Annotated in this window: 12 protein-coding genes; 5 read left to right on the forward strand and 7 right to left on the reverse strand. The window is 66.4% G+C overall.

What is annotated here, in order from left to right; translation table 11 throughout:
- Positions 1-1002, forward strand: coding sequence for a c-type cytochrome biogenesis protein CcsB (ccsB, locus tag ACTIIH_RS07935; RefSeq protein ID WP_441451339.1), 1002 nt, complete (start codon positions 1-3; stop codon positions 1000-1002).
- Positions 1003-1306: 304 nt separating this feature from the next.
- Here ccsB and ACTIIH_RS07940 read toward each other — a convergent pair whose 3' ends face one another.
- Complete coding sequence (locus ACTIIH_RS07940) at positions 1307-1738, reverse strand: PLD nuclease N-terminal domain-containing protein (protein ID WP_441451340.1); 432 nt, start codon at positions 1736-1738, stop codon at positions 1307-1309.
- Positions 1739-1822: 84 nt separating this feature from the next.
- Between ACTIIH_RS07940 and ACTIIH_RS07945 the strand changes: the two genes are divergently transcribed.
- On the forward strand, positions 1823-2113 hold the full coding sequence (locus tag ACTIIH_RS07945; RefSeq protein WP_441451341.1) for a DUF4229 domain-containing protein: 291 nt from the start codon (positions 1823-1825) through the stop codon (positions 2111-2113).
- Positions 2114-2227: 114 nt separating this feature from the next.
- Here ACTIIH_RS07945 and ACTIIH_RS07950 read toward each other — a convergent pair whose 3' ends face one another.
- The 3 genes from ACTIIH_RS07950 to ACTIIH_RS07960 are packed head-to-tail and all read right to left on the reverse strand — an operon-like array spanning position 2228 to position 5368.
- The gene (locus ACTIIH_RS07950; RefSeq protein WP_441451342.1) at positions 2228-3160 is read right to left on the reverse strand and encodes a 1,4-dihydroxy-2-naphthoate polyprenyltransferase; all 933 of its coding nucleotides are present in this window, start codon (positions 3158-3160) and stop codon (positions 2228-2230) included.
- Between the two features lie 38 nt (positions 3161-3198).
- A complete protein-coding gene (locus tag ACTIIH_RS07955; RefSeq protein ID WP_441451343.1) occupies positions 3199-4434 on the reverse strand; it encodes an AMP-binding protein in 1236 nt (411 codons plus the stop codon).
- A 13-nt stretch (positions 4435-4447) separates the two neighbouring features.
- Positions 4448-5368 (reverse strand): 1,4-dihydroxy-2-naphthoyl-CoA synthase, encoded by a 921-nt coding sequence (locus tag ACTIIH_RS07960; RefSeq protein WP_441451344.1) that lies wholly within the window; start codon positions 5366-5368, stop codon positions 4448-4450.
- Between the two features lie 113 nt (positions 5369-5481).
- Between ACTIIH_RS07960 and ACTIIH_RS07965 the strand changes: the two genes are divergently transcribed.
- Positions 5482-6642: an o-succinylbenzoate synthase gene (locus tag ACTIIH_RS07965; protein ID WP_441451345.1), complete on the forward strand. Its 1161-nt coding sequence runs from the start codon at positions 5482-5484 to the stop codon at positions 6640-6642.
- Between the two features lie 52 nt (positions 6643-6694).
- Here the strand turns inward: ACTIIH_RS07965 and ACTIIH_RS07970 are convergent, their stop codons facing one another.
- From ACTIIH_RS07970 to ACTIIH_RS07980, 3 genes are all read right to left on the reverse strand, one after another.
- Complete coding sequence (locus tag ACTIIH_RS07970) at positions 6695-7402, reverse strand: hypothetical protein (RefSeq protein WP_441451346.1); 708 nt, start codon at positions 7400-7402, stop codon at positions 6695-6697.
- 15 nt (positions 7403-7417) lie between these two features.
- Complete coding sequence (locus ACTIIH_RS07975; protein ID WP_441451347.1) at positions 7418-8053, reverse strand: hypothetical protein; 636 nt, start codon at positions 8051-8053, stop codon at positions 7418-7420.
- A gap of 120 nt (positions 8054-8173) precedes the next feature.
- Positions 8174-9007, reverse strand: a complete 834-nt coding sequence (locus ACTIIH_RS07980; RefSeq protein WP_441451348.1) for an alpha/beta hydrolase — start codon at positions 9005-9007, stop codon at positions 8174-8176.
- A 59-nt stretch (positions 9008-9066) separates the two neighbouring features.
- Here ACTIIH_RS07980 and menD point away from each other — a divergent pair, with 59 nt between their 5' ends.
- Positions 9067-10833 (forward strand): 2-succinyl-5-enolpyruvyl-6-hydroxy-3-cyclohexene-1-carboxylic-acid synthase, encoded by a 1767-nt coding sequence (gene menD, locus ACTIIH_RS07985; protein WP_441451349.1) that lies wholly within the window; start codon positions 9067-9069, stop codon positions 10831-10833.
- Positions 10834-10943: 110 nt separating this feature from the next.
- Positions 10944-11045, forward strand: coding sequence for a type II toxin-antitoxin system YoeB family toxin (locus ACTIIH_RS07990; RefSeq protein ID WP_441451350.1), 102 nt, complete (start codon positions 10944-10946; stop codon positions 11043-11045).
- Positions 11046-11276: the final 231 nt, after the last annotated feature.

Consider the following 11276-nt stretch of genomic DNA (forward strand, 5'->3'; position numbering starts at 1 on the left):
ATGGACGTCAACACTGACCTCGCAATGTGGTCGAACCAGCTGATCATCTCGGCGATGATCGTCTACGCCGTCGCCATGATCTTCTACGCGTTCGACCTCTTCGGTGCGCGTGAGCTCAAAACCTCCGAAGCCGAGGTCGCCACCTCGGCCAAGGCCAGCACAGTGCGGCGGACGAACCGGAAGACGGCGACGACTGCCGTCCTCGACCGGCCCGGCGACGATTCCGCGACAGCGAAGTCATCCCGGAAGAACCGGCACCGCGGAGCCCGCATCGGCACCTCGCTGCTCGTGCTCGCCATGCTGCTGCACGTCGGCGGAGTGCTCACCCGGGCCCTGTCGGTGGCTCGTGTGCCGTGGGGCAACATGATGGAGTACGTCCTCACCGCCACCGCGATCACCGTCATCGTCTACCTCGTCGTGCTGACGAAGAAGGACGTGCGCTACCTGGGAACGTTCGTCTCCGGGGGAGTGCTGCTGTGCCTGGGACTGGCGATCACCGTCTTCTACACGCCTGCCGCGAAGCTCATCCCGGCGCTGGATTCGTACTGGATCGCCATCCACGTGCCGATCGCGATCCTCTCGACCTCACTCCTCTACATCTCTGCGATCCTCGCGGTCTTCCAGATCCTCAAGAGCGTGAATGAGACCAAGGATCCGAAGTGGCTGCGGTTCCTGCATCGTCTGCCCTCGAGCACCGACCTCGAGCGGATCTCCTACCGGATCGCGGCAGTCGGCTTCATCACCTGGACGTTCACACTCATCGCCGGGGCCATCTGGGCCGAAGTGGCCTGGAGCCGTTACTGGGGCTGGGATTCGAAGGAGATCTGGACGTTCGTCGTCTGGGTCATCTACGCCGCGTACCTGCACGCACGTGCGACTCGCGGTTGGGGCCCGACGAAGGTGGCCGTGCTCAACCTCATCGGCATCGCCTCGGTGATCTTCAACTTCACCGTCGTGAACATGTACTTCAACGGCCTGCACTCGTACTCCGGCCTCGGGTGAGGCGCGGCGTCGCTCTCACGGCCGCTGTGACGTCCTGCAGCGGGAGCTACCACACCCGCCCGCACCCGGGAGCCATAACTGCTGACGGCCCAGTCTGCGGCGAACAGCCCATGTTTGAAACAGGGCTCTCCGCCTCAGACTGGGCCTTTTGCGTCCTGGTTGCTGCGCTGTCGCCGAACAGCGGCCAATTCGGCGCGTCTGCGGCACGGCTGGAGAGACGGGGACCGGCGTGGTTGCGAGGCGAAGCATGTTCGCGGCTCAGAGGCCAGAGCGGTCAGCCGGTCAGGACGGCGGACAGAAGCTCTCAGTTGGAGCGGCCGCGATCGTCGCCCTTGGGGCCCCGGTCATCGGAGTCGGCGGAGGAGTCAGCGGGACCGCTGTCGTCGTCCGATTCGGCGGAGTCATCGGGCGGGGGATTCGTCTCATCGCTGTCCTCCGGCGGAGGCGCGTGCTTGCCGAGTTTGAGTTCGCGATCCACCTGTCGCAGGTAGTCCGGATCGTCATCGGGGGCGACCTGACCGCGAGGGCGTGTGCCGCGCGTGGGTTTGTCCTCCGAACCGCGTCCGAAGAGGTACCAAAGGATGAACCCGAGGACGGGAATGACGAGGATGATGAGTGCCCACACAGGTTTGGGCAGGACTCGAATCAGACTCCGATCGCGCAACAGGCAATCGAAGAGTCCGTACAGTGTCACCGCTACCGCCAGGACGATCGCGGCAATGAGTAGTCGAGCCATGCGTCAAGGATAGTCCACCAACCTGAGCGCGGCCTCCACCGGGCGGTGACACGACAGTCACGATCGGAGGCTAAAATTAGGACAATGCGCACTTTCTGGCTCTACACACTCGCACGCTTCGGCCTCATCATTGCCGCCGGCCTCGTCCTGTTTCCGTTCCTCGGCTTCAATCTGGTCATGGCGATCGCCGCAATCATCATCGGCGCACTGCTGAGCTACCTGCTGCTGGGCACGATGCGCGCCAAGGCGGCGACCGAGATCGAAGCGAAGGTGGCCAAGCGGGCGTCCAAGCCCAAGCGCGTCGGTGCAGATGAGGCGGCAGAGGACGAGATCGTCGAAGAGCGTCTCGGAGACGACGGAGACCAGTCCAAATGAAATTGTGGCTCAGCCGAATGAGCTGCGGCTCGGCTGAGCCGGTTCAGAGCCGAATGAGCTGGGGCCTCTCAGCGCGCTGAGCCTTGGAACGCCAGGCGTCAGCACTGAAATGCCTCAGAGCGCCAGGCCGAGACCCATCAGCGCGGAGAAGGCCAATCCGGTCAGTCCGGTGGATTTGATCGGCGGAATCAGCCCTGGACCCGTCGTGCCGCTGAGCACCGTCTTGAGCGGGCTCAGCGCCGGCACGAGGGCGAGGATCGCCAAGGCGACGGCGGGATGTCCGTCGAGGATCGCCAGCGCCAGGAGCGCGAATGGCAGCAGCACGAGCACCGCGTAGGCGATGCGCGCGGCATTGTCGCCCATCTTCACGGCGAGAGTGATCTTGCCCGCTTCGATGTCGGTGGGAATGTCGCGGAGGTTGTTGACCATCAGCACGGCCGAAGCCAGTGATCCGATCGCGACGGCACCGGCCCACCCGCTGAGGCTGAGGTGGCCGACCTGCATCCACATCGTGCCCAAAGTGGCGACAAGGCCGAAGAACACGAAGACGAACACCTCACCAAGGCCCATGTAGCCATAGGGCCGTCTGCCGCCGGTGTAGAACCAGGCGGCGGCGACGGCGGCGGCCCCGACGATGAGGAACCACCACGCCTGCGAGATCAGGATGAGCACGATGCCCGCGACCCCGGCCAGGCCGAAGAAGATGAAAGCCGCCCGTTTGACCACATGGGGTTCGGCCAGCCCGGTCGCCGTGAGACGGACGGGCCCGACACGTTCGTCATCGGTGCCGCGGATGCCGTCGGAGTAGTCGTTGGCGTAGTTCGAACCGATCTGCAGGCACAGTGAGACGAGGAGGGCAAGAAACCCGCGCAGCAGGATCTGTGCGAGGCTGACGTGCTCGTCGTTGCCGGAGATGTCGTCGAGGATGAAGGCGGTGAATCCGCCGAGGGAACCGATAGCGGCACCGGTTCCGATGAGGACGGGTGCGAGAGCCAGGGGCAGAGTTCGCAGTCGAGCTCCAGAAATCCACTGGGCGGCATCAGCCATAGGTCTCGCTCACCTTCCTGTCGGTTTGTGGAGCCGTCTTATAGTACCGGTTGTTCACCGGTATGGGTATTCGGATCGTTCGCCACGAGATCTGCGGCGATCCGGGCCGCCGCCTGGCGATCGGGTTTGCCGATCGAGCGGTTCGGAATCTCCGTGACCGGGAAGACGAGCTGCGGCAGCAGCTGCCCCGTCATCCCATGGGCGAGGGCGTTGAGTCGCTGTGCCGATTCTCGCGGATTCTCCGCCTCGACTCCACCGTCGTCGGCAGTCCGGACGAGTGCGACGATGAGTTTGCCCCATTCCTCATCGGGCACCCAGGTCACGAGCATCTCCGCGATTCCCGCCTTCTGCCAGCTCGGCAGCAGTCCGGTCTCCAAGGCGTGCGGGGAGACGTTCGTGCCCCCGGAGACGATGATGTCATCGGCGCGACCGAGCACACTGAGCACACCGGAGTCGATCCGACCCAGATCACTGGTGTGCATGATCCGCCGTCCCGCTTCGTCGACGGTGAGGTCGGGGGAGTCGACCGGGCCGATGGTACCGTCGTCGTCGATCTCGACGTAGCCGTCGGCGATGACGGGACCGGTCAGGTCGATCGTCCCTGCCTCGGTGATGGTCACCTCGACCCCGTCGAAGGGCACACCGTCATAGACGCAGCCGCCCGCCGTCTCGCTCATCCCGTAGGTCCGCACGATCGCCAGCCCCGCGGCTTCGGCGCGGTCGAGCAGCGACGGTGAGATCGCCGCTCCGCCGAGGAGGATGTGCGAGATCCGTCCGGCCGCCTCGGTGGCGGAGCCGTCCTCGAGGATCCGATGGAGTTGGGTGGGCACGATCGAGGTGTACGTCGGTCGGTCACCCGCCCGCTCCACCAAGGCGGTGACCCCGGTGGCGAAGGACTGGGCGGTGAACCTCGCCGAAGCGGCTCTGACCGGGGCGCGGCCGGCCAAGCGGGCACGCAGCTCGACCTGGAACCCGGCGATGTGGTTGACCGGCAGGCACAGGTGCCAGTCGCCGGGTCCTGAGAGGAACCGTTCGGTCGCCCGGGCCGAGGCTGTGAGCGCGTCTGCTGACAACGCCACCGCTTTCGCCTTCCCCGTCGACCCGGAGGTGAAGAGGATCAGCGCCGGAGCTGGACCCTGCCCTGCCCACAGACTGGGTGCCGCCTCGGTGATGGCACCGTCCCGATCCGACGGAAGGATGAGGATCGAGGTCCCGGCGAGTGCCCGGTCGATGGCCTCGGGCAGCTCGGCGGGGTGCAGTTCGCGTGCGATCATGCGCGGACTCGGTTCAGTAGTACCAGGGGAACGGCGACCAGTCGGGATCGCGCTTTTCGAGGAAGGCATCGCGTCCTTCGACGGCTTCGTCGGTCATATAGCCCAGTCGGGTGGCTTCACCGGCGAAGACCTGCTGGCCGACGAGCCCGTCGTCGACGAGGTTGAAGGCGAACTTGAGCATGCGCTGCGCGTTCGGGGACTTGCCCAGGATCTCCCGCGCCATCTGGAGGGCCGCGGTCTCGAGATCGGCATGCTCGACGACTTCATTGACGGCTCCCATATCGGCCATCTCCTGAGCGGAGTAGGTGCGGCCCAGGAAGAAGATCTCACGGGCCTTCTTCTGCCCGACCATCTTCGCCAGATAGGCGGAACCGTAGCCGGCGTCGTAGGAGCCGACATCGGCATCGGTCTGCTTGAACTTCGCGTGTTCGCGTGAGCCGATCGTCATATCGCAGACGACGTGGAGGCTGTGGCCTCCGCCGGCGGCCCAGCCGGGGACGACGGCGATGACGACTTTCGGCATGGTGCGGATGAGGCGCTGGACCTCGAGGATGTGGAGGCGGCCGGCACGAGCCGGATCGACGCTCTCACGGGTCTCACCGGAGGCGTACTGGTAGCCGGAGCGGCCGCGGATGCGCTGATCGCCGCCGGAGCAGAACGCCCAGCCGCCGTCCTTCTCACTCGGGCCGTTGCCGGTCAGCAGCACGGCTCCGACGTCCGAGGTCTGGCGGGCATGGTCGAGGGCGCGGTAGAGCTCGTCGACGGTGTGCGGGCGGAAGGCGTTGCGAACCTCGGGGCGGTCGAAGGCGATGCGCACGCAGCCGAGATCGCTGCCGTTCGCCGGGTCGATGGCCCGGTGGTAGGTGATATCGGTGAAGTCGAAGCCGGCGACTTCACGCCAGGCAGAAGGGTCGAAGATTTCTGAAACCGTCATGGTCCCCAGCCTAGCGCGTGGACCTTCCCTCACGGTCCGGGCCCGGGTGGCGATTGGTGCGGTTCCCAGCGGCAGCCAGGCGTGGCAGGGACGGTGAGAGTTAGTCTGGGCTCATGGCCGTTTCTGACCGTTCGCACTCAGGCGCACCCAACCCTGATTCCCTCTCCCGAGCACCGCTCGATCTTCCCCGACGCTTCGATGAAGTCATCGAGAACCTGCATGTGGTGCGGCTGCCGATGGTCACGCGGTTCAGGGGGATCACGGAGCGGGAGGTGGCGCTCTTCTCAGGCCCTGCCGGGTGGGCGGAGTTCTCACCGTTCGTCGAATACGGCACCGAAGAGGCCAGCCGGTGGCTGCGCGCCTCCCTCGAGTTCTCCGGGCTGATCCCGCAATCCACCGCCCTCGCCGAGGCGGTGCCCCCCACCGTTTCCGTGCGCGGTTCCAGTCCGGCCGTGGCGGAGGCGGGGACGAGCGGTGAGACCGTCGACGTCAACGGCACCCTGCCCGCCTGCCCACCGGATCAGGTCGAATCGATCCTGTCTCGCTATGACCGGGTCGGCACCGTCAAGGCGAAGGTCGCCGAACACGGTACCGACTCACTCTCAGAGGATCTGGAGCGCCTGCGGGAGTTCCGCAGGCTCTACCCGGATACGACGCTGCGCCTGGACGCGAACGCCGGTTACACACCGACCGAAGCCCTCGAAGCCTGCGAAGCGTTCGCCGAATTCGATCTCCAGTACTTCGAGCAGCCGGTGCCCGCGGTCGAGCAGCTCGCCGAACTGCGCGATGAGCTCGCCCTGCGAGGGCTGCCGATCATCATCGCCGCCGACGAATCCATCCGCAAAGCCGAGGACCCGCTGCGCGTGGCCGAACTCGGCGCCGCCGAGGTCATCATCGTCAAGGTCCAGCCGCTGGGCGGGATCGGCGCCGCCCTCGAGGTCATCAGGGCTTCGGGCCTGCCGGCCGTCGTGTCCTCGGCTCTCGAGTCATCCGTCGGCCTGGCCGCCGGAGCCGAACTCGCCGCCAGACTGCCGCACACCGATCGCAGCCGGGACATCCTCGGCGAACGTGTTGCCTGCGGACTGGGCACCGGCCGTCTCTTCACCGCCGATATCGTCGCGGAGGACGAAGCCCTGACTCCGGTCGACGGTGCCGTCCCGGTCACGCGAATCGTCCCGGACCCAGACCGCCTGCAGCAGCTGGCGGTGGATCCGGGACGATTCGAATGGTGGGCAGACCGGTTCCAGGACTGCTGGAGCGCCCTGCGCGATTGAGTCGATTCTGATTGAACTGATTCCGCCTGAATCGGCTCGCGGGTGAACCGGCTCAGCCTGCGTTCTTCACCGCGTCGACGAAGGCACCTGCGGTCTTCGTCACGGTGGCCTCTTCGACATCGGCGATATTGGAAACGGCCACGACGTTGTTGCCGACCAGCGCGTAGACCATGCGCAGATTCATGGCTGTCTGTCCGCCGGCCTCCACGGAGGCGACGATTCCACTGGTCTCGTCTGCCCCGTCGACCTCGGCGTCGAAGGTCTTGTACTTCATGGACATCTCGACGCCGGCGGTCTTGATCTTCAGATCGCTGCATTCGTCTGCGATCGTCGAGGCGCCCTCCAGCTGGGTCTGTGCTCGGTCCACATCGTCATAGCTCGACAGGGCTGCGGAGAGGATGTTGTCGGTGGAAGTTCCAGCGACGGTGGTGCCCTTGGCAGCGAGGTTGGCGTTGAGGAGGTTCATGGTGATGTCTTTGCACTCGGCGGGTTCGAACTCGGAGCTCTCCAGGGCCTTGGTTGCCTCGGTGGAGGCATTGCCTGCACCGTCGACAGCCTTGAACGACTGGCCTTCGACCTTGGTCGACTCGAGGATCTCCTTGAGCGTCGCTTCGTCGAGTTTGCTTGCCTGCGGGGTCTCTTCGGCTGCCGCCTGCGAGGAGTCGCCGCTGTCAGCCTGATCCGGCTTGTCTCCTCCGCCCGTGCAGCCGACGAGGGAGAGTCCGGCGAATAGAGCGATGGCTGGGAGTATGCGTTTCATGGATGACCTCTCGAGTCAGCGTTCTGAAGGATCGGCGGGCGACGATTCGCGACCGCTCTCAATAGAGACGCCAGCGGGATCGTTCGTGATTTCTGTCTGTGTCGGACCTGGAACATCGACTGTGGACCGCCTGCGATCGGCCGCCTCATCCTCCGGCGCCGAGGCGATCCCGACCGTGGTGACCTCGTCCTGTCCCAGCGTGGTGAAGTGCGCAGTGCGTTTGCCCGGGATGATCGGATCGTGCATGGCTGCAGCCAGCCGGCCGGTGAACGTCAGCCGGCCCTTCTTGTCCGCCCGCTGCTGATACGCGTTGTCCCCGCTGGGCCCAGAGACCGTGATGTCATAACGGCGTTTGGGTTCGAACAGGCCCGGGGTGCGCACGCGGAAGCTGCCGGTCCCTGACAGCGAGAACCCGGAAGCGCTGACGGCGTCGAAGCGCACGATCTGTGCGCGACGACGGGAGATCTCCACTCGCCAACCGTGGATGTCGAAGAGGGCATGACCGGTGAGATAAGAGAACTTCCCGCCGTCGGCGACGTGGCGGCCGCCTCGGCGAGGGCGAGCCTCCGCCCCGCAAGAGGACTCGCGGGCGGGCCCGGAGCCGCCGGACGCCGCACGGTCAGAGCTGGCATAGTTCCGGCGGCGGGCCAAGGTCTTCAGCCACGCGCCGAGCTCACGTTCCCAGCTGCTCCAGTTGTGCAGGCCGCTGGTGCGCGGAAACCAGGAATGGCGGATGCCGAGGGCGTGGAGGCGGGCGGAGAAGCGCTCGCCCTAGGAGTTGATCATCGACTCGAGCAGGTCACGGTCTTTCGACTCCTCGAGGCTGCCGGAGCCGGCGCTGAACCACAGGTCCATGCCAGTCAGATTCTCGGCCAGGGCGTACGGGGAGTTCGCCAGCCATTCGTTGCGATCGGCCACGGGGTCGCCGAAGAGCGTCATCGACCGCGCACCCTCGCGCATGGCGATGATGTCGAAGGCCGGCACCGTTGACAGCGGGTCCAGGGGTGAGGAGAAGGCGGCCGCGGCACTGTAGCGGTCTGGATGCCAGGCGGCGTACTTCATTGCGCCGTACCCGCCCATCGACAGTCCGGCGAGCAGCTGCTTCTCCCGGGTGAAGTCCACGGAATAGGTGGCGTCGAGGAACTCGGGGATCTCCTCGGTGTGGAACCGCGGCCAATCGTGGACCTCGCTGCCGACGGCCAGCCGAGAATACGTTCCGGCCCCGCCGTCGGGCATGACGACGAGGTAGGGGGAGTCGAGCGTGAGCTCCTCGGCGGACCCGAAGTCTGTCCACGACCGGAAGTCGTCTCCGCCGCCGTGGAAGAGGTGGATGACGGGGCTGACCTCGGCGGGGATGCCCGGCAGCAGCACACGGACTCCGACGGTGCGGCCGAGAGCGGGGGAGTAGATGAAGAATTCACGCAGCCTCGACGAGAGTTTGCGTTTGTCGCGGATGTGCCATTTCCGGGCGTCCTTGCCGCGGGGTTCCGGGCCGAGGAAGGCACTGTTCTGGTCGAGGGCGGGATACCGTCCGCGCTGTGCGCGAGCTGCGGTCAGCGTGCGGATGGCACGTGCTCCCATCGCGATGATCAACGAGCGGCGCATTTTTCGAGGTTAGAGGGCAGAGGTGAACCACAGGTGGTCAGGTGGTTGAATATCAGGTGATGTCGAATTCGAGCGCGGTGGCGCAGCAGATTGCCCGAAGCCTGGTCCACGCCGGTGTCAGTGATGTCGTCCTCGCCCCCGGTTCACGGTCCGCGCCCTTGGTCTATGCCCTGGCGCCGCTGAACGAGGCGGGGCTCATCCGGACTCATGTGCGCGTCGATGAGCGCGATGCCGCCTTCCTCGCCCTCGGTCTGGCCCGGGGTCTGCGTGCGCGCGGCAGCGAGTCCGCCGTGGCGGTCGTGACGACGTCCGGATCGGCCGTGGCCAACCTCCACCCTGCCGTCCTCGAAGCCTCGTACGGGCATCTGCCGCTGCTCGCGCTCACCGCGGATCGCCCCGCTCGGCTGCGCCGTACCGGAGCCAACCAGACCATCGACGACCAGTCACAGGTGCTCAGCGACGTCCGTGCCCGTTTCGATATCCCGGCCGGGGACACCGCCGAGGCGGTCGCCCGATCCGTGTCAGACGCCGTGGCCGCGGCACTGGGATCTCACAAGGACACCGTCACCGAGGCGGCCGGCCCCGTCCAGTTCAATGTGCAGTTCGACACCCCCGTGGTTCCCACCGCGGGGGAGCTGAACGCGTGGACGGACGAGATCGGCGCGCTGGCTGCGAACGACGCAGGGCGACGTGCGAGGGCGACCGTGTCTGAGTCCCGTGCGCACCTCGGAGTCACCATCACCGACGGGAGCGTCCTCGTCGCCGGGGACGCCGGCGGGTATCCGGCCGAATCTCTGCATGCGCTCGCCGCCGACCAGCATCTTCCGGTGCTTGCCGAACCGTCGAGCCCGCTGGTTCGCACCGCTGCTGACCCGTCGGCCGCCGGAGCGGCCGAACCGTCGACCGTCGTGCCTGCCCATGCCCGCGTGCTCAGCGATCACCCCGAGCTGCGCGAGAGTATCCGCACCGTCATCGTCCACGGAAAGCCGACCCTGACCAGGCCCGTGGCGGCACTGCTGGCCGACGAATCCGTGACTGTGCAGCGCGTTCCCGACGCCATCGATGCGTTCGATCTGACCGTCCACGACGAGAGGGCCGAAGGGCTGACGGCCGCGGGAGAGGCGCAGGGGATTGCCGCCTCGGGGCCGGCCTGGGTGCGCACCTGGATCGATGCCGGGACGTCCCTCGTGGCAGCCGCACGAGCAGAGCGGGCCGCGGAATGCCGCCCGGAACCGACCGCGGCCGAGACCTCCGGCGCCGCCTCGGCGAAGGAATTCCAAGCCACGGCACGGACGATCACCGAGCGGCTGGCCGCGCAGGACCTCACGCTCTTCGTGGCCAGCTCGAATTCGGTGCGCTACCTCAGCGACGCCACCGACATCCGCGCCCGCATCCACGCCTCACGCGGACTCGCCGGAATCGACGGGCTCGTCTCCACGGCGACAGGTCTGTCCTTGGGCCTGGGCGAACCGGTCGTCCTCCTCATCGGTGATATCGCCATGCTCCACGATGTCGGAGGCCTGCTCAGCCCGAGCGCCGAGGATGCCGGTGACGTGACGATCGTCGTGCTCAACGACGATGGGGGAGCGATCTTCGCAGGCCTCGAGCACTCTCAGCCCCACCTCGACGGTTTCCTGGAGCGCTATTTCACGGTTCCCCACGGTCGCGGATTCGCCGGGCTCGCCGCGGCCTACGGCTGGGCGTACATGCGAGTCAGCGACCTGGTGAGCTTCGACCATGCCATGGACGAGGGCGTCGGCGCCGCCGACGATCGCAGCGCGACCACTGCCGGCGCTCGTCGCATCATCGAAGTCCGACTCGACTGAGCCCGCGCAGCTTTATGAGGGATTATCGCTGGGTAGTTCCTGTGACCGATCATTGCGGTTGGTGGTACCACAAGCAATGCTGTCCTGATGTCGGCTGACGATTACGCTGCATGGCAGGAGACTGCCCACCTCGGCGCATCACCGATGAGCACCGACTGGTTTATCGCGTCGTCGACGACCTCGTGACTCTTCAGGCCCGCTACCACTGCTGAGTCAATGGCCTTCGGAGTGGGCACACGGCCTGCCTCGTGGGCCGCCCGGCGCTCACCTTCGCCGACCGGGCGCGGGACAACGTCGAGGAGTTCCGATGACTATCAGGACCCTCAGTCCAACCCGAGCGCACGGCGCATCGGCTTGAGTTTCGCATCCGTTTCGGCCACCTCGGTGTCGGGATCCGAATCCGGCATGATTCCGGCCCCGGCATACAGCCGGATCCGATTGCG

The organism is Brevibacterium sp., from assembly GCF_052105255.1.
GTDB classification, from domain to species: domain Bacteria; phylum Actinomycetota; class Actinomycetes; order Actinomycetales; family Brevibacteriaceae; genus Brevibacterium; species Brevibacterium linens_B.